This is a genomic window from Mesorhizobium sp. M0051 (assembly GCF_040323235.1).
Lineage (GTDB): Bacteria > Pseudomonadota > Alphaproteobacteria > Rhizobiales > Rhizobiaceae > Mesorhizobium.
This window is the reverse complement of sequence record NZ_JAMYUT010000029.1, coordinates 73374-99431: the sequence shown is the minus strand read 5'-3', so window position 1 is coordinate 99431 and position 26058 is coordinate 73374. Positions and strand designations below refer to the sequence as shown.

28 protein-coding genes and 1 pseudogene are annotated in these 26058 nt (G+C 62.4%); 10 read left to right on the top strand and 19 right to left on the bottom strand.

Annotated elements, in window-relative coordinates:
- Positions 1-154: 154 nt before the first annotated feature.
- Complete coding sequence (locus NKJ90_RS25930; RefSeq protein WP_023761318.1) at positions 155-949, bottom strand: SDR family NAD(P)-dependent oxidoreductase; 795 nt, start codon at positions 947-949, stop codon at positions 155-157.
- 216 nt (positions 950-1165) lie between these two features.
- Between NKJ90_RS25930 and NKJ90_RS25925 the strand changes: the two genes are divergently transcribed.
- Positions 1166-1621: a MarR family winged helix-turn-helix transcriptional regulator gene (locus tag NKJ90_RS25925; RefSeq protein WP_023761317.1), complete on the top strand. Its 456-nt coding sequence runs from the start codon at positions 1166-1168 to the stop codon at positions 1619-1621.
- Between the two features lie 10 nt (positions 1622-1631).
- Here the strand turns inward: NKJ90_RS25925 and NKJ90_RS25920 are convergent, their stop codons facing one another.
- Positions 1632-2810 carry an MFS transporter gene (locus NKJ90_RS25920; protein ID WP_023761316.1) on the bottom strand — a complete coding sequence of 393 codons (1179 nt, stop codon included), beginning with the start codon at positions 2808-2810 and terminating at the stop codon, positions 1632-1634.
- 190 nt (positions 2811-3000) lie between these two features.
- On the opposite strand from NKJ90_RS25920, the gene NKJ90_RS25915 reads away from it, so the two are divergent.
- From NKJ90_RS25915 to carB, 4 genes are all read left to right on the top strand, one after another.
- Complete coding sequence (locus NKJ90_RS25915; RefSeq protein ID WP_023761315.1) at positions 3001-3357, top strand: ArsR/SmtB family transcription factor; 357 nt, start codon at positions 3001-3003, stop codon at positions 3355-3357.
- A 66-nt stretch (positions 3358-3423) separates the two neighbouring features.
- Complete coding sequence (locus tag NKJ90_RS25910) at positions 3424-4182, top strand: metallophosphoesterase family protein (protein WP_023761314.1); 759 nt, start codon at positions 3424-3426, stop codon at positions 4180-4182.
- 324 nt (positions 4183-4506) lie between these two features.
- On the top strand, positions 4507-5400 hold the full coding sequence (locus NKJ90_RS25905) for an SH3 domain-containing protein (RefSeq protein ID WP_031260757.1): 894 nt from the start codon (positions 4507-4509) through the stop codon (positions 5398-5400).
- A 224-nt stretch (positions 5401-5624) separates the two neighbouring features.
- Positions 5625-9128, top strand: a complete 3504-nt coding sequence (gene carB / locus NKJ90_RS25900; RefSeq protein ID WP_352487128.1) for a carbamoyl-phosphate synthase large subunit — start codon at positions 5625-5627, stop codon at positions 9126-9128.
- Between the two features lie 60 nt (positions 9129-9188).
- Here the strand turns inward: carB and NKJ90_RS25895 are convergent, their stop codons facing one another.
- The 13 genes from NKJ90_RS25895 to NKJ90_RS25835 form a co-directional block, all read right to left on the bottom strand.
- Complete coding sequence (locus NKJ90_RS25895; protein ID WP_084025591.1) at positions 9189-9824, bottom strand: RloB family protein; 636 nt, start codon at positions 9822-9824, stop codon at positions 9189-9191.
- Positions 9825-9836: 12 nt separating this feature from the next.
- Positions 9837-11099 carry an AAA family ATPase gene (locus tag NKJ90_RS25890; RefSeq protein WP_023761310.1) on the bottom strand — a complete coding sequence of 421 codons (1263 nt, stop codon included), beginning with the start codon at positions 11097-11099 and terminating at the stop codon, positions 9837-9839.
- 119 nt (positions 11100-11218) lie between these two features.
- On the bottom strand, positions 11219-11611 hold the full coding sequence (locus tag NKJ90_RS25885) for a RidA family protein (RefSeq protein ID WP_023761309.1): 393 nt from the start codon (positions 11609-11611) through the stop codon (positions 11219-11221).
- Positions 11612-11857: 246 nt separating this feature from the next.
- Complete coding sequence (locus NKJ90_RS25880; protein WP_023761308.1) at positions 11858-12250, bottom strand: RidA family protein; 393 nt, start codon at positions 12248-12250, stop codon at positions 11858-11860.
- A 98-nt stretch (positions 12251-12348) separates the two neighbouring features.
- Complete coding sequence (locus NKJ90_RS25875) at positions 12349-12810, bottom strand: DUF6644 family protein (RefSeq protein WP_023761307.1); 462 nt, start codon at positions 12808-12810, stop codon at positions 12349-12351.
- The gene (locus NKJ90_RS25870) at positions 12811-13200 is read right to left on the bottom strand and encodes a DUF6152 family protein (protein ID WP_023761306.1); all 390 of its coding nucleotides are present in this window, start codon (positions 13198-13200) and stop codon (positions 12811-12813) included. It lies immediately after the preceding gene.
- 181 nt (positions 13201-13381) lie between these two features.
- Positions 13382-13927, bottom strand: a complete 546-nt coding sequence (locus tag NKJ90_RS25865) for a DUF4142 domain-containing protein (protein ID WP_023761305.1) — start codon at positions 13925-13927, stop codon at positions 13382-13384.
- A gap of 95 nt (positions 13928-14022) precedes the next feature.
- Complete coding sequence (locus NKJ90_RS25860) at positions 14023-14766, bottom strand: DUF899 family protein (RefSeq protein WP_023761304.1); 744 nt, start codon at positions 14764-14766, stop codon at positions 14023-14025.
- 134 nt (positions 14767-14900) lie between these two features.
- Positions 14901-15323 (bottom strand): lysozyme inhibitor LprI family protein, encoded by a 423-nt coding sequence (locus NKJ90_RS25855; RefSeq protein ID WP_023761303.1) that lies wholly within the window; start codon positions 15321-15323, stop codon positions 14901-14903.
- 158 nt (positions 15324-15481) lie between these two features.
- On the bottom strand, positions 15482-16306 hold the full coding sequence (locus NKJ90_RS25850) for a carbohydrate ABC transporter permease (protein WP_023761302.1): 825 nt from the start codon (positions 16304-16306) through the stop codon (positions 15482-15484).
- Between the two features lies 1 nt (position 16307).
- A complete protein-coding gene (locus NKJ90_RS25845) occupies positions 16308-17270 on the bottom strand; it encodes a carbohydrate ABC transporter permease (RefSeq protein WP_032907893.1) in 963 nt (320 codons plus the stop codon).
- A gap of 52 nt (positions 17271-17322) precedes the next feature.
- On the bottom strand, positions 17323-18591 hold the full coding sequence (locus tag NKJ90_RS25840) for an ABC transporter substrate-binding protein (protein WP_023761300.1): 1269 nt from the start codon (positions 18589-18591) through the stop codon (positions 17323-17325).
- Positions 18592-18806: 215 nt separating this feature from the next.
- A complete protein-coding gene (locus tag NKJ90_RS25835; protein WP_023761299.1) occupies positions 18807-19709 on the bottom strand; it encodes a lytic transglycosylase domain-containing protein in 903 nt (300 codons plus the stop codon).
- 181 nt (positions 19710-19890) lie between these two features.
- On the opposite strand from NKJ90_RS25835, the gene NKJ90_RS25830 reads away from it, so the two are divergent.
- Positions 19891-20460: a methylated-DNA--[protein]-cysteine S-methyltransferase gene (locus NKJ90_RS25830; RefSeq protein WP_031260755.1), complete on the top strand. Its 570-nt coding sequence runs from the start codon at positions 19891-19893 to the stop codon at positions 20458-20460.
- 12 nt (positions 20461-20472) lie between these two features.
- On the opposite strand, the gene NKJ90_RS25825 is transcribed toward NKJ90_RS25830, so the two are convergent.
- Positions 20473-20802 (bottom strand): hypothetical protein, encoded by a 330-nt coding sequence (locus tag NKJ90_RS25825; protein WP_031260754.1) that lies wholly within the window; start codon positions 20800-20802, stop codon positions 20473-20475.
- A 277-nt stretch (positions 20803-21079) separates the two neighbouring features.
- Here NKJ90_RS25825 and NKJ90_RS25820 point away from each other — a divergent pair, with 277 nt between their 5' ends.
- The 3 genes and pseudogenes from NKJ90_RS25820 to NKJ90_RS25810 all read left to right on the top strand — a co-directional run bounded on the left by NKJ90_RS25820 (position 21080) and on the right by NKJ90_RS25810 (position 22014).
- Positions 21080-21292, top strand: a complete 213-nt coding sequence (locus NKJ90_RS25820) for a cold-shock protein (protein WP_010910991.1) — start codon at positions 21080-21082, stop codon at positions 21290-21292.
- A 271-nt stretch (positions 21293-21563) separates the two neighbouring features.
- Positions 21564-21758: a hypothetical protein gene (locus NKJ90_RS25815; RefSeq protein WP_023761295.1), complete on the top strand. Its 195-nt coding sequence runs from the start codon at positions 21564-21566 to the stop codon at positions 21756-21758.
- Positions 21755-22014 (top strand): annotated as a pseudogene (locus NKJ90_RS25810) (type II toxin-antitoxin system RelE family toxin). The gene NKJ90_RS25815 and the pseudogene NKJ90_RS25810 overlap by 4 nt, the downstream one beginning before the upstream one ends.
- Positions 22015-22106: 92 nt before the next feature.
- Here NKJ90_RS25810 and NKJ90_RS25805 read toward each other — a convergent pair.
- The 3 genes from NKJ90_RS25805 to NKJ90_RS25795 form a co-directional block, all read right to left on the bottom strand.
- Complete coding sequence (locus NKJ90_RS25805) at positions 22107-22715, bottom strand: glutathione S-transferase family protein (protein WP_352487126.1); 609 nt, start codon at positions 22713-22715, stop codon at positions 22107-22109.
- A 107-nt stretch (positions 22716-22822) separates the two neighbouring features.
- Positions 22823-23671, bottom strand: coding sequence for an EAL domain-containing protein (locus NKJ90_RS25800; protein ID WP_023761292.1), 849 nt, complete (start codon positions 23669-23671; stop codon positions 22823-22825).
- The gene (locus NKJ90_RS25795; RefSeq protein ID WP_023761291.1) at positions 23668-24555 is read right to left on the bottom strand and encodes an EAL domain-containing protein; all 888 of its coding nucleotides are present in this window, start codon (positions 24553-24555) and stop codon (positions 23668-23670) included. The genes NKJ90_RS25800 and NKJ90_RS25795 overlap by 4 nt, the downstream gene beginning before the upstream one ends.
- Before the next feature lie 219 nt (positions 24556-24774).
- Here NKJ90_RS25795 and NKJ90_RS25790 point away from each other — a divergent pair, with 219 nt between their 5' ends.
- Positions 24775-25977 (top strand): pyridoxal phosphate-dependent aminotransferase, encoded by a 1203-nt coding sequence (locus NKJ90_RS25790; RefSeq protein WP_352487129.1) that lies wholly within the window; start codon positions 24775-24777, stop codon positions 25975-25977.
- Positions 25978-26058 lie beyond the last annotated feature (81 nt).

Below are 26058 nucleotides of genomic sequence, written 5' to 3'. Positions count from 1 at the left end.
CTCCGATCATCCAGAGGTCCTTTCAGAATCGATTTCCGCACACCACACAAGAGTCCCTTTGTACTCATGTGCGATTCCCCTGCCCTTGTGGGGAGGGTCGCTGCGGAGCAGCGGGGTGGGGGACCTGGTTCGCAAGCGAACCAGCCTTGCCAGCTCAAGCCGCGTAGCGCGCGGCCGGCTTGTTGGCGTGCAGGCTGCCGAAGAAGACTTGCCGGGCGCCGAGGAAAGTGTCCAGCTTGGCCGGATCGGCAAGTCCCGGCACGGTGACGGCTTCGCCCCTGGCCAGGCCGACAAGTGCTGCATCGACCAGATTGTCGGCGCTCATGACGATCTCTTGCGGGACGCTGTCGATATCGCTGCCGGCAATCTCCCAGAAATCGGTCCGGGTCGCGCCCGGCAACACGACCTGCACCTTCACCTGGGTGTCAGCGACCTCACGCTGCAGGGCCTCGGTGAAGTTGACGACATACGCCTTGGTGCCACTGTAGATGCCGCCGAACGAGGTGTCATAGGCCAGCACCGATGCGATGTTGACGATGGCGCCGCGATTGCGTGCGATCAGGCCGGGCAACACGGCACGGGTCAGCCGCGTCAGGGCGACGACATTGACCTTGATCATGCGCTCGGCGACATCGGCGTCCGCCGTCGCCACCACTTGCGCACCGCCGAGGCCGGCATTGTTGACCAGCAGCGTCACGCTGTCATCGGCTGATATCGCCTGCTCGACGCGGCGCAGGTCATTGTCGTTGGCCAGATCCGCGCTGATCACGCTGACCTTGCGGTCATAGGCATTTCGTAGCTTCTCCGCCAGGTCCTCGAGCCGGTCTGCGCGCCGCGCCACCAGCACCAAGTCATAGCCCTGCCCCGCCAGCCGGTCCGCATAGACCGCGCCGATGCCCGCCGAAGCACCGGTGACGACTGCCGTGCCCTTGTTGCTCTGTCCACTCACTGTCTTGCTCCTTCTTCGAACTGCTTTGCTTCGTTTCGACCTCGCCGCCGGCCCCGAGAGATCACCCTCGCCTTGCAGGCAAAGCCATTTGATTCATTTAGTGGCATATGCCACCATCACGCAAATAGGCATATGCCACTATCTTGTCAATGATCGGAATGGGGATTATTTGAGACGTGGCGGCCGGGCATTATTCGCCGGCACCAAGGACACAGTATGTCGAAGGATACCCTGCCCGGCCTGACGCTCTGCAACAACGCCGCGCTGCGCCGTGCGGCGCGCAAGCTCGGCCAGTTCTATGATGATGTGATGGCGCCTTCGGGCCTGAAGGCCACGCAGCAGGGCCTGCTCTACCAGATTCATATCGGCGATGAGCCGGCGATGGGCGCTATTGCGGCCTCGCTGATCATGGACTTGTCGGCACTCGGCCATACGCTGAAGCCGCTGATCCGCGACGGTTATGTCGAGACCTTCGCCGACCCGGCGGACCGCCGCATCAAGCGCGTACGGTTGACGCCAAAAGGCCTAGTCAAGCTGGATGAGGCGATGAAGCTGTGGCAAATTGCCCAGCAGCGTTTCGAGGACGTGGCCGGCAAGGACAAGGCGGAAAGGCTGCGCGCGGCTCTGGATGAGATCGCCGCGCTGGATTTCGATCTGCCGCCGGCCAGCTGAGCCGGCCGTACTACTCAGCCGGCATTGCGACCGTCCTGGCCGCCCAGTTGCCGGCCAGCAGGATGCCGAGCCCGACGATCGGGAAGGCTGCGGCGACAAGGCCGAGATCGGCCGGCGCGCCGTAGCGCAGCACGACGCCGCCGACCACGGCACCCAACGCGACGCCCAGGTAGAGCGCCGAGGCGTTAAGCGACAGCACGATCGGGGCGGCATCGGGCGCCAGCTTGATGATGCGGCTCGCCTGCGCCGGTGGGAACGCCCAGCCGACTATGCCCCACGGCACCATCATCGCCATCAGCGCCGGCCCGGCAAGATGGTGCGGCAGGAAGGTCGGGATGACCGACAGCAGGACCAGCATGCCGGCACTCAGCGCCAACGACCAACCGACGGTGCGGGTCGCGCCGAACCGGTCGGCTGCCTGGCCGCCGCCAATGTTGCCGATGACGGCGCCGACGCCGAAGGCGAGCAGCATGCCGGGCAGCGCGATCTGGCTGAGCCCGCCGCCCTCGATGGCGAGCGGCGCGACAAAGGCAAAGACGGTGAAGGCGCCGATCAGCGCCAGCACTGTCGTCAACAGGATCGGCATCACGCCGGGACGCAGCGCGGCAGCCAGCCTGCGCTTCAAGGGCAGCCTGGTGCCAACGATACCCTGCGGCAGCCGATACCACAGAATCGCGCCCGCAAGCGCGCCAAGGCCGGCGATGGCAAAGAAGGTGCCGCGCCAGCCGGCAATGGTGGCAACGAGCGCGCCGAGCGGCGCGCCGACGGCGACGGCCACCGTGGTGCCGCCGACGACGACGGCGATGGCACGCGCCCGGTGATGGTCATCGACCAACGCCACCGCCGTGCCTTGCGCGGTCGCCGCGAACAGGCCCGACGACAGCGCCATTACGACACGCGCGATCAACAGCAGTTCGAAGGAGGAGCTCAAGGCGGCGGCGATGTTGCCGAGCACGAAGAACACCAGCGTCCACAGGATGACGCGGCGCCGGTCCCATTCGCCAGTCAGCGTCGCCAGGATCGGCGTGCCGACCGCATAGGCGAGTGCGAAGGCGGTGATCAGCGTGCCGGCGAGCGGGATGGAGATGCCGGCGTCCGCCGCGATGTCGGGCAGAAGGCTGGAGATGACGAAGCCTTCGGTCGAGATGGTGAACGATCCGAGTGCAAGCCAAAAGAGGCGCTTGTCCATGGGGCGATGTCCTTAGTTCAACAGTTATTGAACAATTGGACAGGAAAGGGCATGATGTCAATGAAGCGAGGGAAAATTAGCTGACCCCTCCTGACAGCCCTGTGTCAGCATGGATTACGCACAACAGTGTGGACAGCTACGGCGGGATGGATGCGTTGAAATCGGCCGAAACTGCGCTTAGTTTCCAGCCATGACCTTGCCACACCCCAATACGGACCAGATCAGCCTGCCCATCGTGCTCGGCGTGCTCGGCGACCCGACCCGGCTCGCCATTGTGCGCTATCTCGCCAGCAAGGAAGGCGTGCCGCTGAACTGCAGCCGGTTCCTCGATCTCGGCTCGAAGACCAATCTGAGCTACCACCTCGCCAAACTGCGCGAGGCCGGCGTCACCCGCGCCGAAGTGGTCGGCACCAACCGCATGATCACGCTGCGCCGCACCGATCTCGACGCCCGCTTCCCCGGCCTGCTCGACAGCGTCATCGCCGCGGCCGGCGACGATCCGGCGCTGCCGGTGGTTGGTTCCCACGACATCGACGTGCCGGCGTAAGCCTCCAAAGCTCGGTTGTTCTGCAAGGCCTGCCTTCCCGCTCGTCAACCCACGGAGCCGCCAAAAATGCGCATTGCCGTCCTCGCCGATATCCATGGCAATGTGCTGGCGTTGGACGCCGTGCTTGAGGATCTGCGCCAGCGCGGCGGCGCGGACCTGACCGTCAATCTCGGCGACAGCGTTTCCGGGCCGCTATGGCCGCGCGAGACGTTTGCGCGGCTGGAGGCGCTCAACCTGCCGACGGTGCGCGGCAACCACGATCGCCGCGTCGCCGCCGACCCGGCCGATGAGACCATGTGGGCCTCCGACGTCTATGCGCAGCAGCGGCTGACACAGGCGCAGCGCGAAGTCCTTTTCACACAGCCGCTGACGCTGGAGATCACGCCCGGCGTGATCGCCTTCCACGCCCGCCCGGACCACGACGAGAAATATCTCGCCGATACGATCGTCAATGGCCAGCTGGTGCGCGCGCCGCTGGCGGCGATCCGGCGCCGGCTGAAGCCGCTCGATCCCGCCTGCCGCATCGCACTGTGCGGCCACAGCCACCGGGCGGAGCTGATCCGCATCCCCGATGGTCCGGTCATCTTCAATCCCGGAAGCATCGGCTGCCCCGCCTATGATGATGCGACACCGCCTGCCCATGTCTCCGAGCAAGGCTCATCGCACGCCCGCTACGGCATCGTGACCTTGGGTGACGCGGGCCAGCCCGACGGTTTCGAAAACATCGCCGTCAGCTACGACCATGAGGCAGCGGCGCGCCAAGCCGAACAGGCCGACCAGCCGGAATGGGCCCACGCGCTCAGGACGGGGTTCATGCCAGACTGAGCGAAGCTCATGTCTGGCTGAACGCACTTGCGTTCATGCCACCAGACTGAGCGAAGCTCATGTCTGGCTGAACGCACTTGCGTTCATGCCACCAGGCTGAGCGAAGCTCATGCCTCAGGCTGAATGCACTTGCGTTCATGCCTGGCTGAACGCACTTGCGTTCATGCCGCCAGGCTGAACTGGTCGGGCTGGCCCGCTGACGGCACGGCCAGAACAGCGATCGAATTTTCGGGCTTACATGGCGGCGCCTCGTCCCTTATAAAACCGGCCGGGTACGCGGCGGGCTCGACCGGTCGCGGTATGATATCACCGCACGGCCAAACGATGAGGCGCACAGTTACGCTCCGAACATCCCTGCATGCGCTGATTGTCGCTCCGCTGCTGATGGCGGCATGGCCCGTCCTTGCCCCCACCATGGCCGAAGAAGCGCCGGATCTCGTCTTTTCCATCGTCACAGGCCTGGCGCCGGACGATCTGCTCAATCTCCGCACCAAGCCATCGCCGGTCGGCAAGACCGAGACACGCCTGGCCAGTGGTGCACGCGTGAAAAATCTCGGTTGCAACGACATTGACGGCCATCAGTGGTGCAAGGTTGAAACCGACGATGCGAAGGCCAGCGGCTGGGCGCCGGCGCGCTACCTCGTCCCCCTCAATCCGGCCCCCTTTGTCGAAGGCGAGACAAAACCGGCGGATGCGCCGGTGGTTGCCTCCACTGGCGACGCGGCGGGCAAGCCGGACGCCGGAGCCGCCGCTGAGGCTGCGGCCCAGCCGCCGCCCGACCTGGCGGCGCGGCTTGGCGGCACCGGTCCGGCAACTGAAAGCATACCGAAAACCGCCACTGAAATCGGCCGCGCCGCGATGCAGGATGCCTATGGCCTGGCACTGGCGGCGGCCGAAACCTCTCTGACAGGAGATGTCCAGGACGCCGCGGCGTCACCGCCGCCCGCTGCTGCCGCCGACGAGATCCCCTGCGCCCGCTATGTCGGCCAGCCGATGCAGCGCTGCACGGTCAGCGCCGTGCGCACCGCCGACAAGGCCGACATCACGGTCACCTGGCCCGATGGCGGCACGCGCATCATCTCCTTCGTCGCCGGCAAGCCGGCCAGCTCCGACGCGCCCGGCGACTTCCGCTTCACCCGAGAAGGCAGCCTCAACATGATCCGCGTTGGCGTGTCGGAACGCTTCGAGATCACGGATCAGTTGGCGCTGGGGGATTAGGGATCAGGGATTGGGCAGTAGGGAATAGGCATTAGGCGCTCGAACGTCCCGTACTGCCTACTCCCCAATCCCTACTCCCTGCTCTCTCGCATTTTCGGGGTTACATCAGTCAAAACTCTTCCCTATAAGGCCCTCCTAGCCTGATACCAGAATCGCGAGCACAACCGGCCGGGTCTTCCCGTCCCGGTTTTTTGTGCAAGCCGCCCGCCGAACGGACCTGTGACATGCCAAGACGCACCGACATCAAGTCGATCCTGATCATCGGGGCCGGCCCCATCGTCATAGGCCAGGCCTGCGAGTTCGACTATTCCGGCACCCAGGCCTGCAAGGCTCTGAAGGAAGAAGGCTTCCGCGTCATCCTGGTCAATTCCAACCCGGCCACCATCATGACCGACCCGGAATTGGCCGACGCCACCTACATCGAGCCGATCACGCCTGAAGTGGTGGCCAAGATCATCGCCAAGGAGCGGCCCGACGCGCTGCTGCCGACCATGGGCGGCCAGACCGCGCTCAACACCGCTCTGTCGCTGCGCCGCATGGGCGTGCTGGAGCGCTACAATGTCGAGATGATCGGCGCCGACGCCACGGCCATCGACAAGGCCGAGGACCGGGCGCTGTTTCGCGAGGCGATGAAGAAGATCGGCCTGGAGACGCCGAAGTCGATGCTGGCCAACGCCACCGACGTCAAGAACACCGATCGCAAGACGCATGAGGCCGAGCGCGCAGCACTCAAGGCCGAGAAGCCGGCCGATCTCGACGCCGCGCTCGATGCGCTGGAAACCCGCTGGAACCTCGGGGAAGGCGATCGCAAGCAGCGCTACATCAGCCATGGCATGGCGATCGCCGCCCAGGCGCTCGACCATGTCGGCCTGCCCGCCATCATCCGCCCGTCCTTCACCATGGGCGGCACCGGCGGCGGCATCGCCTACAACCGCGCCGAATTCTACGAGATCGTCCAGTCAGGCCTCGACGCCTCGCCGACCACCGAAGTGCTGATCGAGGAGAGCGTGCTCGGCTGGAAGGAGTATGAGATGGAGGTCGTCCGCGACAAGGCGGACAATTGCATCATCGTCTGCTCGATCGAGAACATCGACCCGATGGGCGTGCATACGGGTGATTCGATCACCGTCGCCCCTGCGCTGACCTTGACCGACAAAGAATACCAGATGATGCGCAACGCCTCGATCGCGGTGCTGCGCGAGATCGGCGTCGAGACCGGCGGCTCCAACGTGCAGTTCGCCGTCAACCCGGCCGATGGCCGTCTGGTCGTCATCGAGATGAACCCGCGCGTCTCGCGCAGCTCCGCCTTGGCTTCGAAGGCGACCGGTTTCCCGATCGCCAAGATCGCGGCGAAGCTTGCCGTCGGCTACACGCTGGACGAGCTGGAGAACGACATCACCGGCGGCGCGACGCCCGCCTCCTTCGAGCCGTCGATCGACTATGTCGTGACGAAAATCCCGCGCTTTGCGTTTGAAAAGTTCCCCGGCGCCGAGCCGGTGCTGACCACCGCGATGAAGTCGGTCGGCGAAGTCATGGCCATCGGCCGCACATTCCAGGAATCGCTGCAGAAAGCGCTGCGCGGCCTCGAAACCGGCCTCACCGGCCTCGACGAAATCGAGATCCCCGGCCTCGGTTACGGCGCCGCGACCGCCAACCATGCCGACGACCGCAACGCCATCCGCGCCGCACTGGGCACCCCGACGCCCGACCGGCTGCGCATGGTGGCGCAGGCGATCCGCATGGGCACCTCGCTGGAAGACGTGCACGCCATGTGCAAGATCGACCCGTGGTTCCTCGAGCAGATCGCCGGCATCCTCGCCATGGAAGCCCGCATCCGCGAGCACGGCATCCCCGAGGACGCCGTCAATCTGCGCATGCTGAAAGCCATGGGTTTTTCGGACGCCCGCCTCGCCTCGCTGACCCGAACCGACATCGAAGTGATCGAGAAGGCGCGTGAAAAGCTCGACGTCCATCCGGTCTACAAGCGCATCGACACCTGCGCGGCCGAGTTCGCCTCGCCCACCGCCTACATGTACTCCACCTATGAAGTGCCGTTTGCCGGCGCGCTCGCCAACGAGGCGCAGGTCTCGTCGCGCAAGAAAGTCGTCATCCTCGGTGGCGGACCCAACCGCATCGGCCAGGGCATCGAGTTCGACTATTGCTGCTGCCACGCGGCCTTTGCGCTGCGCGACGCCGGCTATGAAGCGATCATGATCAACTGCAACCCGGAGACCGTGTCGACCGACTACGACACCTCCGACCGGCTCTATTTCGAGCCGCTGACGGCGGAGGACGTGCTGGAAATCCTGCGCGCCGAGCAGGCGTCGGGCGAACTGGTCGGCGTCATCGTCCAGTTCGGCGGCCAGACGCCGCTGAAGCTGGCGGATGCGCTGGAGAAGGCCGGCATCCCGATCCTCGGCACCTCGCCCGATATGATCGATCTCGCCGAAGACCGCGACCGCTTCCAGAAGCTGCTGCACAAGCTCGGCCTCAGCCAGCCGAAGAACGGCATCGCCTATTCGGTCGAGCAGGCCCGCCTTGTCGCCGGCGAGCTCGGCTTCCCGCTGGTGGTGCGCCCCTCCTATGTGCTCGGCGGCCGCGCCATGCAGATCATCCACAGCGAGGGCATGCTGCAAACCTATTTGCTCGACACCGTGCCCGGCCTGGTGCCGGAGGACATCAAGCAGAAATACCCCAACGACAAGACCGGCCAGATCAACACGCTGCTGGGCAAGAACCCGCTGCTGTTCGACACTTATCTCTCCGGTGCCATCGAGGTCGATGTCGACTGCCTGTGCGACGGCAAGGACACCTTCGTCTCCGGCATATTGGAGCACATCGAGGAGGCCGGCATCCATTCGGGCGACAGTGCCTGCTCGCTGCCGGTGCACTCGCTGCCTTCGGAACTGGTCGACGAACTGGAACGGCAGACGGCCGCACTTGCCCGCGCGCTCAATGTCGGCGGGCTGATGAACGTGCAGTATGCGATCAAGGACGGCACGGTCTATGTGCTGGAGGTCAATCCGCGCGCATCCCGCACCGTGCCCTTCGTCGCCAAGACCATCGGCCGGCCGATCGCGAAAATCGCTGCCCGCATCATGGCCGGCGAGAGCCTGGAAGACGCCTTCGCCCATTACGGCGCCATGCCCGACCCCAGGAACCCCGGCCACATCGCGGTCAAGGAAGCCGTGTTCCCCTTCGCCCGCTTCCCCGGCGTCGACATATTGCTCGGCCCGGAAATGCGCTCGACCGGCGAGGTCATGGGCCTCGACCGCGATTTTGCGCTCGCCTTCGCCAAGAGCCAGCTGGGCGCCGGTGTTGATCTCCCCCGCTCCGGCACGCTGTTCGTCTCGGTGCGCGACGAGGACAAGAAAGGCATCCTGCCGGCCGTCAAGCGCCTCGCCGGCCTCGGCTTCAAGGTCATGGCGACCTCCGGCACTGCCCGCTTCCTCGCCGAAAACGGCGTCGTCGCCGAGAAAATTAACAAGGTCCTGGAAGGCCGCCCCCACATCGAAGACGCCATCCGCAACCGGCAGGTGCAGATCGTCTTCAACACGACTGATGGCCAGAAGGCGGTATCGGACTCCAAGTCGCTGCGGCGAGCCACGCTGATGCAGAAGGTGCCGTATTATACGACGCTTTCGGGCGCGGCGGCTGTGGCGGAGGCGATTGCGGCGCTGAAGGCGGGGAGTTTGGAGGTCAGGCCGCTGCAGGAGTATTTTGGCTAACGAACATTCGCCCTCGCGGCAACAGGGCGACTAGCTACTTCTTTTCAGCCTTTGGTTTTTTCAAGTCGCGAAGATATTCGACAAGCTCGTGCACCAAAGTTGATGGGTTATTAGAACCGGATTTGGCATTAAAATCCTGGAGCTTCCTGGCATTCGAGATAGCTTTTTCAGTATTCTTCGAAAGGACCTCATAAGAGTTCTTTGCTCCTTCTCATACTTAGTGAAATATTCTTTCAATTTATCTATTACATGGTCACACGAAGATTTCTTGCCGACCGCATTGAAGGCAGCTGTCGAATAAATGAAATGCAACGAAACCCATATTTCAAAGCAGGGAGTCGACGTAACTGCAAATAATTTTCCGGCCTTGGCAGCACTATGGTTGTTTAATCTTTCAATAGCTGCGTCATAATTTTGGTGGCCGTCCCTATCAAAAACGCAATATACCCTATCGAAAGGCTCTCGCGATCTAATTGCCGCCTCGGCGGCGCTTACGATAGTCATTGGGTCTGTTCCAGCAGCGTTCTCCACTCGAATGTTTGCGCTGCTGAGCTGGCAATCCGCCTTAAGACCATTGAAATAATTAGGCTCGGTTTTGCTGCCCTCACATATTATCAAGACATAGTCATATGGAGCACGAGTCGGCGCCCGCCGTGCGTACTGCCTAGATGATCTTCCACGGCGGACAGGTGCCATCTTCGATGCTTACTATGATGGAAGGATTGGAAGCGCCCCGTAACGCCCACGTAAGTATCCTCGTTCATAAGCTTCGTCAACTCGAGGACTAAAATCCGTCAAAGGATAAATGCTTGAAGCGCCACGTCTGTCTTTCTCAACGAACCAAATCTGATCGCGGCGGAAGAGGTCTGCTGACAACAATGAAGTATTATGCGTGCTGAAAATCAACTGGGCGTTTTGATAATTACTTTCGTTTGAGTTAAATTTCTCTATTAGATATCTGATCAATAGCGGATGAAGGCTAGTGTCAATTTCATCGATCAATAATACCTCGCCTCTTTCAAAAACATTTAGCCAGGCGCCAGCGGTTCTAAAAAGCATCTTTGTTCCACTCGATTCATCCTCGAAGTCCAAATCGATCTGGCCTTTTCTTTCATCATCCCAATGGGACAACCTTATTTTCAAGAGATCAGGCGAAGGTTGACCTGCCCTTTGATGAAGGATCAAATCCAATCCACCGCCCATAACAACCGCCCCGGCAGCAATACTTTCTCGCTTAACCTCCAGATCAGCTATCCCAAGATCAGCTTCTTGCAAGAAAGGCAGAAGCTTCTCTTTTCCACCTGTAGAATCGAGCAGCTGTATGGTCATGTTTGGATTCAGGCGTGTTTCATCGACTATAACCACCAGCCTTTTTTGAAACCATTCAAAAATTGGGAGCAGTTGCGTGCTATTCAACTGAACAGCTGTCGACAGAAATAGAGCATCCGGCCTAGTAGAATCGCTCCACAAGGATTTCTGACCGACCATGAACGAGCTAAATCTCCATTCATATTCTTCATTAACGCGGTTATAATCTCTTTGAAAAAGCGTTCGGCCGCGCGGATTTACATACTCAATAAGCCATTCACTTTCAAATCTTATAGACGACAGAGAGAACCCGTATTCATACCTGACGCCGTTTTCTGCGAACGTGATAATGAATTCGCTGGGCGCGCTACGCGTTTTTTCAGACATTTTATGCGGCGAATATGCGAACTGCTGGGAAGTGGTTTTTCCGGCCGAAGTCACGACCTGTGTCTTCATGAACTGCATGGCGCGCAGCAAGTTGGTTTTGCCTGCTGCATTTGGTCCATAGATTGCGGCAGAGCGTAGAAACCTCCCGAAACCCGGCAGGGTCGTCTTGAAAGTGTTTGTTGACAAGTGTTCTCGGTTGGCATTTGCCGCCGCCATGGAGAACACCTGCTTCTCCCTAAATGATCGAAAATTCTCAACACTAAATTCGATCAACATAGCCATGGTCCTTTATTTTAACGCGTTATTTTGCGCCTTTTCCGCAGATTTGTCAATATAATTGCCATCAACGCCCGTTTTGGGAAATTTGGGCACGATCACGGCGTCCTCCAGACTCCTCACGCCACAGCCACACACTCGATCTCGATGTCAAACTCCATCGGCCAAGACGCCACCGGCACGAAGCTGCGCGCCGGCGGGTTGACGGTGAAGTACTTCGCGTAAACCCGGTTGATGGCGTTGTAGAAGCCCGAATTGACGGCGTAGATGCGCACCATCACCACGTTGTCCAGCGAAGTGCCGGCCGCTTCCAGGCAATGTTTCAGCGCCTTCAGCGACGCCTCGGTCTGCGTTTCGATGTCGCCGCGCACCATCTCGCCGGTCACCATGTCCACCGGCGGCGTCGCCGAGATGAACACGAAGCCGTTGGCCTTGACCGCTGTCGAACAGGGAAGGCCGAGCGCCCGCACCTTGTCCGACATGACCGGCACTTCGATGATTTCTTTCTTCATGGTGGTTCTCCTCCCCTTTGTTGGACAGGTTGGCGCAAAGGCCCCCTCACCCAGCCTCCGCTTCGCTCGGCTGACCTCTCCCCGAGGGGAGAGGAGACTTGCAACGTCGGCGCCTTCCTCTTCTCCCCAGCGGGGAGAAGGTGGCCGCGCAGCGGTCGGATGAGGGGGTCTTTTGCGTGAACCTCTGATTTCGGGGAGCTTGTCCCGGCACTGGCGGAACGCCAGCGCCGACGCATGGTCCAGGCCTCAACCCGTCGCCACGCACTCGATCTCGATATCGAACTCCATCGGCCACGACGCCACCGGCACGAAGGTCCGCGATGGCGGGTTTTCGGGAAAATGCCTGGCATAGACGCGGTTGATGGCGTTGTAGAAGCCGGAATTGACGGCGTAGATGCGCACCATCACCACATTGTCCAGCGAGGTGCCCGCCGCTTCCAGGCAGTGTTTCAGCGCCTTCAGCGACGCCTCGGTCTGGGTTTCGATGTCGCCCTTGACCAGCCTGCCGGTCGCGATGTCGAGCGGCGGCGTGCCGGACACGAAGACCAGCCCCGCGGCCCTGGTCACCAGCGACAGCGGCACGCCCAGCGTGCGCACGGCCGCCGACAGCACCGGCACTTCGATGATTTCCTTCTTCATGGCAATCCTCCCTGAGTTTGCAGGAGCTTATCCTGGCACGGGCGGAACGCCAGCGCCGTTCTTCCCTTCTCCCCCAGGGGGAGAAGGAAGATGCGGCGCTAGAGAAAACCGATGAACCGTCCGGCGAAAAGCACTGAGGTCCACAGCAGAATCGAAAGCACGGCCAGAGCGGTCCCACCTGCCGGTTCGTCGCTGCCTGTAGCGCGGCAAAAGCGCAGGAAGGCGAGCAGGTTGACGCCGGCAACAAGGATGAGTGTCATCTTGGCCAGGAAGATCGGCATCGCCGCATAGGTGCTCGCCCTCACTGAAAACAGCAGCGAGCCTGTGACGAGCGCACCCGCGAACGCCGCCAATGCAATGCGGCGCAGCAGCGCGACGAACGCCGCGTGCGGCAGCGAGCGGAAGGCGCCGCAGATCCTGAGGTCCATCAGAACGACGCTGGTCAGCAGCGCGCCGATCGACATGATGTGGAGCGCATTGACCACGGGGTAGGCAACGAAGGAGGCCTTCAGCCAGCGCGCGAAGGCAAGTTGCTCGATACCGGCTAGGAACTCCGCCATCTAGGCCGGTGGCACACGCTCTGGATGGACAACGTATGTCTCGCCATTGACGATGATGCGCACCGCCTTCATGCGCTTTTCGGTCCCCTCGAGCGAGCGGTTGCCGATCGCGGTCACTTCGTCGCCGACCTTGGCAACGTCCTCCGTGAAGCCGGCGGCGATCGTGCGGGATGCCGGCGCCAGCTCCACTCGCCAGGCCTCTCCCTTTGCGTCGACATCCAGCGTGGCATGCGGATTGCCGATATAGATGGCCGTGATCTTGCCCCTGAGTTCGAAAAACCCATCCTGCGTCCACGACCAGCCATGATGGGCATAGGCTGCGGTGCCGGCGGCGAGGATCACGGTCGCCGTCAGCGCGACGCCGCGAATTGCGTTGAAAGGTGACTGCATCGCTGGTCTCCTCGGTTCATTCAGCAGGCAATCGAGAGTAGGACACGGCACGGCAAGGTCAAATCACATCGGGAAAGGCCGGTGCCGCCAGGGCCAGCTTGTGGTGCTTGGTTTTGCCAGACGGGCTGGCATCCACCGCAGCACTCTACGGCTCCGCCGTAGAGCGCGGACTTGAACGCCTTCAACCCTGGTGCGCGACCGCCAGTTCCTTCACGTGCCTTTCGTGCATCTTCAGCGTCGGCAGCGTCTTCTTGGCGAATTCCTTCATCGCCGGATCGTCGCCCGACTTTGCATAGGCGCTGAACAGCGCGACGGCTTCCTTGTGGGCGTTGGTCTGCATCTCGATGTATTTCGCCTGGAACTGACCGCCGGTTGCGCCCTTCAGCTCATCGAGCATCTTCTGCTCCTTGGGCTGCAGTGCCGGACCGGAAGGCGCCGTGGCCGAGGTTGTCTGGCCGAGGCTGAGAGCCGTCTTGAAATCCTCGCTGGCCTTGGTGTGATCGGCGATCATCTGCTTGGCGAACGCCTTGACATCAGCGTCGGTCGCCTGTTGCTCGGCGAGCTTGCTGGACTGGATCTCGAACTCATTGGCGCTTGGCACCATTTTGATGAAGGTCGAAGTGTCGACCTTGGTCGTGGCGACAAGCGGCGCGACCGTCGTCGATTGGGCAAAGGCGGGCGCGGCGCCCAGCAATGCCGCGGCGGTAAGGACAAGAAGGGTCTTCATGGCAGGTCTCCGGGTTTGAACTATCCCTCGGACAATCCAACGCGGTTAAAGCGACGAGGTTGCGCGGACCTTTTTTCTCCCCAAACGACGGCATCTCAATGGCAGCAAGCCTCGCCATATTGCAGCTGTTCGTGCCAGTTCGGCCGGCCTTCCGGCGTGAAATCCATCAGGTTCCACAGGATCTCGCAGGTGCCGATGGCGCGTGGGTCCTGGCCGGGCTCCGGGGGCGCGAAGCTGAGCTCGGACGACCAGAAATGGCGGATGCCATCCGCGTCACGATGGAATACCGACAGCACCGGGATCTGCGCGCCGTCGGCATCCTCGGCATTGTAGTCGCGCTTGAAGCTGTTGTCGGCCGAAGATACCAGCCGCATGTTGCGCCAGCCCCTGTCGCGGCCGAGCGTGACCAGGTTTTCGAGCGCGGTCTTTGCGACCACCGCGAAATTGAAGCCGGCCGCCTCGAGATGCCCGACCGCGCCGTCGAACTGGTCGAGCAGCGCCGTGCAGGACGGACATGGCTGGTCCTGTCGCGCGAGCTTCGCCGTGCCGCCGCTGGTGGCCACGTCGCGCTTTTCCTGCGGATGGCGGGGAAACATCATGTTGTACAGGATCAGGCTGTTCTTTCCCGGCGCGAACAGCTCCGACAGTTTTATTTTCGCGGGCCTGCCTTCGGTGTCCAGCCCGTCGAACGCATAGTCCTGGCGGATCAGTCCGCCCGGCGGCAGCGCCCGCCGTGCCTCGGCCACGGCCTCCATGGCGCGGCGCAGTTCGATTTCCTTCCGCAGCAGTTTTTCACGCGCGGTGCGGTATCTGGCGGATTCGTTGGGAAAGGTGATCATGACAGTCTCCTTGGGTCGTCGCGCCGGCGTCCCGGCACGGTTGCTCTGCGACCCAAGGACGTTTTGCGGCCACCGGATCCGACATTTGCGCAGGAGCGCGGCGACGAAGCCTTCCCGAAAACGTCGGACGGACGCTACCGCGCTGCCGGCACCGGGCAGTCCGTGTCGGCATCCGTGCAATTGAGGTAGCCTTGCAGGTCCTTCAGCCTGTTGTTGGTGAGGGACGCCTGGCAGGAGGCCACGACCATCGGATACGTGCTGCCCGCATCGGCAGGCGGACCGCCCTGGAAACTGCATTCGGCGTCGCGGAAAGCGACCCAGGCGCGCTGCGCATTGACCAGCAGCTTCTTCGACGCCGCATTGTCCTTCAGCCTGCGCTCGATCTGCCTGTAGGCGTCGTTGAGCTTCTTGTCGGCCGCGTCGAATGCCTTGCCGGCGCACGCGTTCATGGTCGCCTGGTCCTCCGCGTTGGCGCAGTCGTCGGCGGCCCGCGCGGTGCCGGCATAGAGCGGAACGGCAAGTATCAGGGTGGCAAGGCTGGAGAGCAGAAACCGCATCAGTTTTCCTCCGGTTCAGCAGCGCCCCACGCAGGCGAAGCTTAGCAACCGGACGAGTGCAGGCAAGATGCCGCCTGCCGCGTTGGTGGACAGTGCCTTTACTTGCCCCGTTCTCGCGGCAGCTCGGCAAGACGCGCCGCAGGATGACAGCCGCCACCTCACCCCTTGACCCCGCCGGCGGTGAGGCCGGAGACGATCTTGCGCTGGAAGATCAGGACCAGCACCACCAGCGGCGCTGTGACGATCACCGACGCTGCCATGATGTTGCCCCACGGGATCTCGAACTGCGAGTTGCCCGAGAGCAGCGCGATCGCCACCGGCACGGTCCGCTGCGCGTTGTTGGAGGTGAATGTCAGGGCGAACAGGAACTCGTTCCACGCGCCGATGAAGGCCAGCAGCCCGGTGGTCGCCAGCGCCGGCCACATCAGCGGCAGGAAGACTTGTGTGATGATGATCCACGGCGTCGCGCCGTCGAGGATCGCCGCCTCCTCGACCTCGACCGGCAGGTCGCGGACGAAGGTTGTGAGCACCCAGACGGTGAAGGGCAAGGTGAAGATCATGTATGAGAAGATCAGCGCGAACAGCGAATTGTAGAGGCCGAACATGCGGACCAGTTCGAACAGCCCGGCCAGCAGCGCCACCTGCGGGAACATCGACACCGACAGGATGGTGAACAGCAGGGCCGAGCGGCCGCGAAAGCGGATGCGTGCAAGCGCATAGGCTGATGTGACGCCGAGCAACAGCGACAGCGCGACGACCGCGCCCGAGACGAACAGCGAATTTATGAGATTGCGCACGAAGCTGCCCTCGGTCAGCACATTCCGGTAGTTGGCAAGACTGACCGTCGTCGGCCACAGATCGGCACGGAACAGATCGGTGCCCGATTTCAGGCTGGTGACGATGGCGTAGTAGAACGGGAACACCGCGACGAAGACGATTGCGCCGACCAGCAGGGTGAAGGCCGTGCGCTTCAGCATCCACATGTCAGCGGCCTCCGTCCAGGCTTATCCGGCCGATCCGGATATAGGCGATGGTGAGCAAGGCGAGGATGAGGAAGAGCAAGGTCGAGGCGGCGGAGCCATAGGCGAACTTGTCGAACTCGAACAGGTTCTCGCGGGCAAACACCGACATCGACTTGGTGTGCACATTGTTGGGCGTCAGCACATAGATCAGGTCGAAGATGCGCAGCGCGTCGAGCGCGCGGAAGATCACGGCCACCATCACCGCCGGACGGATGAGCGGCAACGTCACCCGCCAGAAGATCTGCCACGGGTTGGCGCCGTCGAGCCTGGCGACCTCGATGATCTCCCTCGGCAGCATCTGCAGCGCGGCCAGGATGAGCAGCGCCATGAATGGTGTCGTCTTCCAGATATCGACGACGAGGATCGCCGCCATCGCCGTGTCGGCGTTGGCCGTCCAGGCGATCTTGGCGCTGGTCAGGCCGAGGTTGAGCAACACGACGTTGATGATGCCGAACTGGTCGTTGAGCATCCACTGCCACATCTTCGCCGAGACGATCGTCGGGATGGCCCAGGGGATCAGGATCGCCGCCCTGACGATGCCGCGGCCAGGGAATTTGGCATTGAGAACCAGCGCAACGATCATGCCGAGGATCGTCTCACAGGTTACGGAGATCACCGCGAAGCGCGCCGTGTTCCAGACGGCACGCCACCAGACCGGATCAACGAGCAGACCATCGTAGAGGACCCGCCCGCTCGGCATGCTGAACACCGAGAAATAATTGCCGAAGCCCACCCATTGGCGTGCGTCGAGGTCGGCCAGCGAGGCGTCGGTGAAGCTGAAGTAAACCGTGCGGGCAAGCGGCCAGCCGGCCGCCGCGGCGAGCACCAGAAGCATTGGCCCCAGGAAAAGCCAGGCCGAGCGAACGCGCTGTGCCGTCAACGACGAGTGCGCAGCCCTGGCTTTTTCAGGTTCCATTCTTATCATCCCGCACCCGCTCGTTGCGGCTCCGCCAGGCGGATACTCCGGCATCGTCGCGTCACCAGCCTCGGCCCTTCAGCTTGGTCAGCATCGCTTCGAGGTCGGCCAGATTGTTGGCGGCAGTGCCGTCGCCCGAGAGCGTGTTGTGAACGGCGTTCCAGAACTGGCTCGACGCCTCGTTGTATTTTATCCTGGTCGCGGCCGAGGGACGCGGCACCGCATTGAGAAAGATTTGCTTCCAGCGCGGAACGATCGGCTGTTGCCGGGCGATGTCGGCATCGTCATACAGCGCCTGGATTGTCGGCAGGTTGGATGTCTTCAGCGTGCGGTATTTCTGCATCGCGGGCGAGGCGATGAACTTGACCAGCTCGATCGCGGCATCCTGATGCTTCGAATATTTGGAGACGGCGAGGTTCCAGCCGCCCAAGGTGGCGATCGGCCGGGCACCTTCGCCCGTGCCGGCCGGTAGCGGCGCCACGTCGAATTTGCCCTTGATCGGCGAGCCTCCGCCGTTGCCGAGCGCGTAGGCATAGGGCCAGTTGCGCATGAACACCGCATTGCCGGTCTGCCACACGCCGCGTGATTCCTCTTCCTGGTAGGCAAGCACGCCGGGCGGCGCGATGGTCCCGACCCAGCCCCTGGCCATATCGAGCACCGCCGCCGCTTTCGGGTTGTTGATGGAGATGGAGCCGTCCGGCTCGATGACCTGGCCGCCGCCACTCGACATCACCCATTCGAGCGCATTGCAGGTCAGGCCCTCATAGGCGTTGCCCTGGAAGACGAAGCCCCAGATATCCCGATTGCCCGCCGCACGCTCCCCGTCCATGACCAGCTTGGCGGTGTCTGCCAGCTCCTTCCAGGTCGCCGGCACCTTGGCGCGGTACTTGTCGAGGAGATCCTTGCGGTAGTAGAGCGCCGGCGCATCGGTGAAGATCGGCAGCGCGACGAGCTTGCCATTGACCGTCTGCGACTGGATGATCGACGGGAAATGGGCGCCGACGACATCCTTGGTCGCGGCGGTCAGATCGACGAGCTGGCTGGCGAGCTGCGGCGCCCAGATCACGTCCGTCTGATAGACGTCGATGTCGCTGTTTCCCGCGGCGAGCCAAAGCCGGTATTGGCCGAACTGGTCGGTCCCGGAGGTCGGCATGACGACGATGCCGACTTTGTTGCCGCTGTCTTTCTCGTAACGGTCGAGGATCTCGCGCAGCACCTTGATGCCGTCGCCCGTATCGCCCGACACGATCGACAGCTCGACGGCCTGCGCGGGCGTGCCAACCAGCATGGCGGCCACGCCGAGCGCCAGAAATGCGTGAAAAAGCTTCATGGTGGTGGATGTCCCTCCGCCGCCGGCGACGGAAAATCCTCCCACGAACCGGCAGCTTGTCAGACCCCACCCTGCAATGAATGCGGAGCGACGCTTTGGGTTCCCAAATCACGCGGCTGGAACGGTTTCAGCCGTGCGGCGGACCCAGCGTCTCGTCGAGGATCTTGCGCAGTCGGATGTCGTTCAAAGCCGCGGACGCGTTTCAGGCATCGCGCTCAGGCGTCGGGCTGCAGGCGGCGTCGCTGACGGTCGACACCAAGGCCGGTCGCCTCGAGCAGGCCCCTGCGCTTGGCATCGAAATAATAGCCGGTCTGATAGAGCCAGTCGGCCTTCTTGGCGTTGCCGCCGGCCACCAGCCAGGCGCCGCGCAGATATTTGACCGCGTATTTCAGATTGGTCTCGGCGTCGAACAGGCCCTTGGCCGGACCGTCATAGCCCATGCCGCGCGCCGTCGCGTGCTTGATCTGCATCAGTCCCCAATGGCCATTGTTGTAGGCTTTCGGGTTGAAGGTGCTCTCGCGGTTGACGACATGGCGCACCAGGTCCACCGGCACCTGATAGAGGGCGGCATATTTCTCGATCAGCCGTTCGACATCGCCACGCACGCCCGTCGAGCGTTCTTCCATCGGCCCGACCGGACCCTGCACAAGGGCGGCCGGGTTCTGCGGCACGATATAGGCGACCTGCTGGACGCCGGGCATCCGGTCGCCCTTGGCGGTCGCCGGCATCACCAGCCCCGCGGTCGTATAGGTCTCGGCAGCCCGGATCGGCTCGCCCGCACTGGCCGGCGCAGGCGCCTGCCAGGCATTGGCGGTCATCACGGCAGGCACGGCTGGTGCCGCCGGCGTCGAACCGGCAAAGGCGGCGGTCACTGCCGCCGGTTGCGCTGCGGGATCGAGCGGCAGCTCGGCTGTCTGAACGGGTGCGATACCGGAGGATTCCGGCAGCACAGAAACCGTCTCCGGCAGCGGCACGGTGAAGCCGGCGTCAGTGCCGGCGACAGTCGCGGTTTCGGTAAGAGCCGGCGCGGCCTTCATCTGCGAGGTCGACGTGCAACCGCTGATGCCGGCGGCGGCCAGGATCACGCCGATCGCGATAAGGTTGAATTTTGCTGGCAAGCCGAGCTCGGGTCCGATTTGTCGGGGTGTTAAGAAATCCCTTACACCAGCGATTCATGACCGGCAATCGGGGCCACCGGCTGGTTTTCGGGTGGCAAGACTTGGCCCCCGATGCCATATTGTTCTGGATATGTACTGGGGCGAATCCCGGTTTTCGCCACTTTGCGGAAAGGAACGCATCATGGACACGACCTCCTCGATCACGGCCGGCCACGCAGTGTTAGAAACAGTGATCGGTTTCATGGGCATTGCCTGGAGTGAAAAGGGCCTGATCAGGCTCTGTCTGCCCGAACGCAGCCGCGAAGCGGTGGAGCGGCGCTTGCTGCGCCATGGCGGCGTTTCCGCCTCCACGGCCCAGCCGCCATGGGTGGTCGAGCTGATCACCTCGATCAAGGCCTATGCGGCGGGCGAGGACGTCGATTTCTCCGGCGTGCCGGTCGATCTCGACGGCGTCGACGATTTCCGCCTCGCCATCTATGACGCGGCGCGAAAACTCTCCTTCGGCGAAACCACCACCTATGGCGAGCTGGCCAAGACGGCCGGCCATGCCGGACTCGCCCGCGAAACCGGGGCCGCCCTCGGCGCCAATCCGGTGCCGCTGGTCATTCCTTGCCACCGCATCCTAGCGGCCGGCGGCAAGATCGGCGGCTTCTCGGCACCGGGCGGTTCGGTCACCAAGGAGAAGATGCTGGCCATGGAGGGCGTGCGCGTCGGCCCGCCGCCACCGGCGCAGGTTTCCTTCGGGTTCTGACGCGGACAAGTTCTAGTTGTTGTGGAAGAACCGCCTGCGGAAATGCCGGTCATTGTCCGGACGCTTGCAGTTATAGACCGGACAGGACTTGGTGTCGGCGCTCGGCACGTAGGCGCGCGTCCTCACCTCGCCCATGGTGCAGAATTGCTGGCTCTGTACATAGCGGTCGTAAAGCGGCAATCCCGGCACCCGCGTCGACTGGTACCGCAGGATGACGGCGCCTTGCCGGCCTATCGTCGTCTGAACCTTGCAGCAGCTCATATGCGTCGGATCGTAGCGCGAGATCGCCTGCGCCTCGGCCGCCACCAGCGTCAGGCAGGCGGCAAGCAGAATGGTTTTCATGGTCCTCTCCCCTGATCCGCCGCTCGACGACAGCGTGACCTGCCGCAACGTTTTCAGCAGATTGGGGCGGCCGTTGGGCAGCCCCTCGATCACGGCTTTCTCACGCAGTCTTGTATTTTATGCGAAACCAGCCTATATGCCTTCCATTGATATTTCGGCCGATCGATCCGGGCCTCGCGATCTTCGCGTTTGCTGACGTCTATCTCCAAAATCTCGATGCACACCGGCTGGACTTCGGTCTGGTCAAACTAAAGCAAATGTTGAAGGACTATTAAAAATGGCAACTGGAACGGTCAAGTGGTTCAACGCCACCAAGGGCTTCGGCTTCATTCAGCCTGACGCAGGCGGCGCGGACGTTTTCGTCCATATCTCCGCTGTCGAGCGTGCTGGACTGTCGACCTTGGTCGAAGGCCAGAAGATCAACTTCGAGATCGAGCAGGACCGCCGCACTGGCAAGTCGTCCGCTGGATCTCTGAGCAAGGCAGCCTGATTTTGCGATAGCGCGCGCCGGGCGAGAGCCCGGGGCGCGCGGCAAGTCACGGATGTACTGATAGTCGCGCGAGAAGCGCGCCGGAGCGGAAAGACCCGACAAGCTGGATCAGCGGATAGCTGCCAGCCCGGACCGGACGCTCCCGATCAGGCTACCATGGAAGGCGGGATTTTTCCCGCCTTTTTGCTGTCTGGGGTTTAACGCCGACGGCCAGGAACTATAGTCCCACCTCTGGTGACACTTTTGACCCAATTTGTGGTACTATTCAGCCATGACCAAGCTTGAGCAAATCGAAAAATCCGTCGCCGAACTGAGCGCCGAGGAACTGAAGGCCTTTGCCGCCTGGTTCGAAGCGCTTCGGGCGGACATGTGGGATCGGCAGATCGAGGCCGACTCGGGCCGATTGGACAAGCTTGCCGAACAGGCACTGGCTGACCATCGCGCTGGCCGGACCCGGCCACTGTGAATCACGTCGCCTCCCCATCGTTCTGGGAGGCTTATGAAAAACTGCCATTGTCCATCAGGGCAAAGGCTGACAGACGTTTTGCAAGCCTGCGTTCTGATCCCTTTCATCCATTCCATCACTGCGTTTCAAACAAGTTGGACGATATTGGTCGGCGCGAGTTGACGACAATTACCGAGCTGTTGCCGTCCGCATCAATGATGACGTGATCTGGTTCTGGATCGGCACCCATGCTGATTACGATCATCTCCTGAAGTAACCAATACTCCTGGCCAAGGCCGCAAGCCCGATCAGGCGTCGCGCCTATCTCTGCGCCCAATCGGAGCAATGGCGATGGCGTAAGGACAAAAACTACCCCAGCCACTCAATCGGTACATGCCCCGGATCGGCCTCCACCCTTTTCAGCCAGGCGGCGACCGCCGGATAGGCGTCGAGCTGGAAGCCGCCCTGCTCCGCCGTATGGGTATAGGCATAGAGCGCGATGTCGGCGACGCTGAGCGCGCCGCCGGCGAAGAAGGCATTGTCTTCCAGATGCTTGTTCATCACGCCGAGCGCCTTGTTGCCGCGCTCCAGCGTCACCGCCAGCCGCTCCGGCGTCGCATCCGCGGCTCTTTCAGGGAAAGTCAGAAGCGCCTTGCGCACGGCGATGTAAGGCTCGTGGCTGTACTGCTCGAAAAACAGCCATTGATAGGCGAGTCCCCGCTCATATCTGTCGACCGGCAAAAAACGCGTTCCTTCGGCGAGGTAAAGCAGGATGGCGTTGGATTCGGCCAGGCGACGGCCGTCGTCGAGTTCGAGCAGCGGCACCATGGCGTTCGGGTTCTTGGCGACAAAGTCTGCTTTCCGGGTGTCGCCGGTGTGCGAACTCACCTCGACATTGGTGAAAGCAAGGCCAAGCTTGGCCATCAGCAGGCGCGGCTTGTAGCAATTGCCGCTGTCGATCATGCCGTAAAGTATCATGGCTGTTCCCCGGAGCGCTGTCTCTGCTGTCGCGATTATCGCAGCGGCGGCGCCCTCAACCAATGATTTGTTTTGGTACGACGATCAGCGCCGCTGATACCGGCGACCTAGCCAAACAACGGGATGACATTGCCGACATTGCCGAGCAGCGTATCGATATGCAGCGGCTTTTCATCAAATATCGTGCCGGCAAGCGCCGGGCGGGCGAGAAGATAACCCTGCAGAAGATCGACGCCGCCTTCAATCGCAACGCGAAGATGGGTGGGTTGCTCGATGCCTTCGACCAGCACCTTGGCGCCGCGGTCATGCAGGCTGGAAACCAGCGGGCGGAAAAAGCGTTCGGCGGCTGCGTGGCGGCAGAACTCCGAGAACCAGATGCCGTCGATCTTGACGATGTCGGGCTTGAGCAGGTTCACCCGCTCCTCGGTCGAGTGCCCGGTGCCGAAATCGTCGATGGCGATGCGGATGCCGTCGCGCCGCATTTCGCGCGCCAACCGGGCAAGAAGCGCGTCATCGGCCGCCTGTTCGGTGATCTCGCAGACCAGCATGGCTGGCGCGAGGCCGAACTCGCCGAGATGCCTGGTCATCAGCCGGATCTCGGCCAGCGCCCGCCCGGAATGGTCGTTGATCAGCGGATTGTAGTTGAAGAACAGGTCGAGCCCGTCAACGCCGATATTGGAAAAATTCCTGAGGTGCAGCGCCCGGCACATGGTCTCCACAAACAGTCGATCCGAGGCGGCAATACTGTCGAAGAAAACCCGTGGCGCACTGGGGCGCTCGCCGCGGTGCGGCTCGATCAGGGCTTCGACGGCGACCGCGTGAAGGAACCGGCCACGCGGCGCGAAAATCGGCTGATAGGCGCTGCGCAGCCGGAACTCGCCATGGACGCCGTATACGATGCCGACTTCGTCGACCCAGATCGCATCGCCGATATTGCGACGCCTCTCAAGCCTCATGGCACCACCCTGCGTCCAAACGCCTTCACCTGCCGCGCCGAATGCGGTGCCGGGGCGGCGGCAGGCGTGTCGGCGGCGGCGGGGGCCTGCCTGTTCTTGTCGAAGACGCGAAAGCTGGTCGGCGCCAGTTCGGGCCGCGCCAGCACGAAACCCTGCACCATCGATGCTCCCGATTTCTCGGCAAGCTCCAATTGCCAGCTCTCCTCGATACCTTCGAACACCGTCCGGATGCCTTGCGCCTCGAAGCTTCTCACCATGGTGGTCAAGAGCGCGAAGCCGGCGCCGGATTCCATCAGTTGCGTGATCCAATCGGCATCGAACTTGACGATATCGGGCTTCAACTCCCTGACGCGGTTGATGTCGGAATCGTCGGCGCCATAATCGTCGACGGCAATGCGAAAGCCGTTGGCTTTCAGTGCCGCGACGAAACTGTGCAGGGTTTCCTGCGACGCAGAGCGCTGCTCGGTCACTTCGCAGACGACCCGGCGTGGATCGATGCCGGCCTCATGCAGCACCAGCCGCATTTCGCGCAAGGCGGCGTCGGCAACGGGGCGTTCGGTGAACACCGACGGGTCGAAATTGATGAAAATCGACGCCTCTTGTGGCAGGTAGGCGCCGGCGTTCAGAAGATGCAGCGTCCTCGTCAGCGCCTCGATATGCAAACGGTCGGCGGCCGGGCAGGTCGAGAAGAAATTCATCGGCGATTGCGGCTCGCCGTCGCGGAACGGCCGGATCAGCCCTTCGAACGCGACCACCGACAGCTTGCCTTCGTTGAAGGCAAAGATCGGCTGGAAGGCGCTCTGCAGCGTGTAGATGCCCCAGACACCGGTGGAGGTGCCGTCGTCCTGACGGATGATGTGGGCAAGCCCGATGCTGCGCGACACTGTTCCTCGCTCCGCGAACCGGCGGAATTGGTCTGCGATCCTGTCACTCAAGCCTCTACCGCTCGTTAATGAATTTATTGTTGCCGATCACGAGTCCCGATCACGGGTCATTGACGGCTGGATCAGCCGACAATGCTTGCACTGCGCGAAATCATGCGACATGAGAAGCGCCGCGGCCGCTCCTGGTCGCACCGATCTTCCATGGAGACGTTCAAGGTCATGGCTTTTCTTGCCGACACCCTTTCCCGCGTAAAGCCTTCGGCCACCATCGCGGTGACGCAGAAAGCGCGCGAGCTGAAAAATGCCGGCCGTGACATTATCGGCCTCGGCGCCGGCGAGCCGGATTTCGATACGCCCGACAACATCAAGAATGCGGCGATCGAGGCGATCCGCCGGGGCGAGACCAAGTATCCGCCGGTTTCGGGCATCGTGCCGCTACGAGAGGCGATCACGAAGAAATTCAAGCGCGAGAACAGTCTCGACTACAGGCCCGAGCAGACCATCGTCGGCACCGGCGGCAAGCAGATCCTGTTCAACGCCTTCATGGCGACCCTGAACCCGGGCGACGAGGTTATCATTCCGCGCCCCTACTGGGTCAGCTATCCCGAGATGGTGGCGATCTGCGGCGGCACCTCGGTGTTTGCCGACACCTCGATCGACAACGGCTTCAAGCTGACCGCTTCTGTGCTGGAAAAGGCGATCACGCCGCGCACAAAGTGGCTGCTGATGAACTCGCCGTCGAACCCGTCGGGCGCCGCCTACACCGAGGCTGAACTGCGCGCGCTTGCCGACGTGCTGTTGAAGCACCCGCATGTCTGGACGCTGACCGACGACATGTACGAGCACCTGACCTATGGCGATTTTGTCTTCAAGACCATCGCCGAGGTCGGGCCGAAACTCTACGACCGCACGCTGACCATGAATGGCGTGTCGAAAGCCTATGCCATGACCGGCTGGCGCATCGGCTATGCGGCCGGTCCCGTCCAGTTGATCAAGGCGATGGATATGATCCAGGGCCAGCAGACATCAGGTGCCTGCACCATCGCGCAATGGGCCTCCGTCGAGGCGCTCAACGGCCCGCAGGACTTCATCGCCAGGAACAAGGCGATCTTTCAAGGCAGGCGCGATCTCGTCGTCTCGATGCTCAACCAGGCGCGCGGCATCACCTGTCCGTCTCCGGAGGGTGCCTTCTACGTCTATCCGTCCTGCGCCCAGCTGATCGGCAAGAAGACAAAAGCCGGCAAGCTGATCGACACCGACGAGACCTTCTGCTCGGAACTGCTCGAGGCCGAGGGTGTCGCCGTAGTGTTCGGCTCGGCTTTCGGACTTGGCCCCAACTTCCGCATCTCCTACGCCACCTCGGAGACACTGCTGGAAGAAGCCTGCACGCGCATCCAGCGCTTCACGGCATCGCTGACCTGATCGGGTCAGCCCTGGAACAGAAAACCCGGCTTCACCGCCGGGTTTTTATTTTGGCCGTCAGCCTGACACCTCTTGCTTGCC

Bases quoted from the DNA above. Each gene is read 5' to 3' on its own strand.
- NKJ90_RS25925 (WP_023761317.1), top strand. From the start codon at position 1,166: ATGTCGAAGGATACCCTGCCCGGCCTGACGCTCTGCAACAACGCCGCG.
- NKJ90_RS25920 (WP_023761316.1), bottom strand. From the start codon at position 2,810: ATGGACAAGCGCCTCTTTTGGCTTGCACTCGGATCGTTCACCATCTCG.
- NKJ90_RS25915 (WP_023761315.1), top strand. From the start codon at position 3,001: ATGACCTTGCCACACCCCAATACGGACCAGATCAGCCTGCCCATCGTG.
- NKJ90_RS25910 (WP_023761314.1), top strand. From the start codon at position 3,424: ATGCGCATTGCCGTCCTCGCCGATATCCATGGCAATGTGCTGGCGTTG.
- NKJ90_RS25905 (WP_031260757.1), top strand. From the start codon at position 4,507: ATGAGGCGCACAGTTACGCTCCGAACATCCCTGCATGCGCTGATTGTC.
- carB (WP_352487128.1), top strand. From the start codon at position 5,625: ATGCCAAGACGCACCGACATCAAGTCGATCCTGATCATCGGGGCCGGC.
- NKJ90_RS25895 (WP_084025591.1), bottom strand. From the start codon at position 9,824: ATGGCACCTGTCCGCCGTGGAAGATCATCTAGGCAGTACGCACGGCGG.
- NKJ90_RS25890 (WP_023761310.1), bottom strand. From the start codon at position 11,099: ATGTTGATCGAATTTAGTGTTGAGAATTTTCGATCATTTAGGGAGAAG.
- NKJ90_RS25885 (WP_023761309.1), bottom strand. From the start codon at position 11,611: ATGAAGAAAGAAATCATCGAAGTGCCGGTCATGTCGGACAAGGTGCGG.
- NKJ90_RS25880 (WP_023761308.1), bottom strand. From the start codon at position 12,250: ATGAAGAAGGAAATCATCGAAGTGCCGGTGCTGTCGGCGGCCGTGCGC.
- NKJ90_RS25875 (WP_023761307.1), bottom strand. From the start codon at position 12,810: ATGGCGGAGTTCCTAGCCGGTATCGAGCAACTTGCCTTCGCGCGCTGG.
- NKJ90_RS25870 (WP_023761306.1), bottom strand. From the start codon at position 13,200: ATGCAGTCACCTTTCAACGCAATTCGCGGCGTCGCGCTGACGGCGACC.
- NKJ90_RS25865 (WP_023761305.1), bottom strand. From the start codon at position 13,927: ATGAAGACCCTTCTTGTCCTTACCGCCGCGGCATTGCTGGGCGCCGCG.
- NKJ90_RS25860 (WP_023761304.1), bottom strand. From the start codon at position 14,766: ATGATCACCTTTCCCAACGAATCCGCCAGATACCGCACCGCGCGTGAA.
- NKJ90_RS25855 (WP_023761303.1), bottom strand. From the start codon at position 15,323: ATGCGGTTTCTGCTCTCCAGCCTTGCCACCCTGATACTTGCCGTTCCG.
- NKJ90_RS25850 (WP_023761302.1), bottom strand. From the start codon at position 16,306: ATGTGGATGCTGAAGCGCACGGCCTTCACCCTGCTGGTCGGCGCAATC.
- NKJ90_RS25845 (WP_032907893.1), bottom strand. From the start codon at position 17,270: ATGATAAGAATGGAACCTGAAAAAGCCAGGGCTGCGCACTCGTCGTTG.
- NKJ90_RS25840 (WP_023761300.1), bottom strand. From the start codon at position 18,591: ATGAAGCTTTTTCACGCATTTCTGGCGCTCGGCGTGGCCGCCATGCTG.
- NKJ90_RS25830 (WP_031260755.1), top strand. From the start codon at position 19,891: ATGGACACGACCTCCTCGATCACGGCCGGCCACGCAGTGTTAGAAACA.
- NKJ90_RS25825 (WP_031260754.1), bottom strand. From the start codon at position 20,802: ATGAAAACCATTCTGCTTGCCGCCTGCCTGACGCTGGTGGCGGCCGAG.
- NKJ90_RS25820 (WP_010910991.1), top strand. From the start codon at position 21,080: ATGGCAACTGGAACGGTCAAGTGGTTCAACGCCACCAAGGGCTTCGGC.
- NKJ90_RS25815 (WP_023761295.1), top strand. From the start codon at position 21,564: ATGACCAAGCTTGAGCAAATCGAAAAATCCGTCGCCGAACTGAGCGCC.
- NKJ90_RS25805 (WP_352487126.1), bottom strand. From the start codon at position 22,715: ATGATACTTTACGGCATGATCGACAGCGGCAATTGCTACAAGCCGCGC.
- NKJ90_RS25800 (WP_023761292.1), bottom strand. From the start codon at position 23,671: ATGAGGCTTGAGAGGCGTCGCAATATCGGCGATGCGATCTGGGTCGAC.
- NKJ90_RS25790 (WP_352487129.1), top strand. From the start codon at position 24,775: ATGGCTTTTCTTGCCGACACCCTTTCCCGCGTAAAGCCTTCGGCCACC.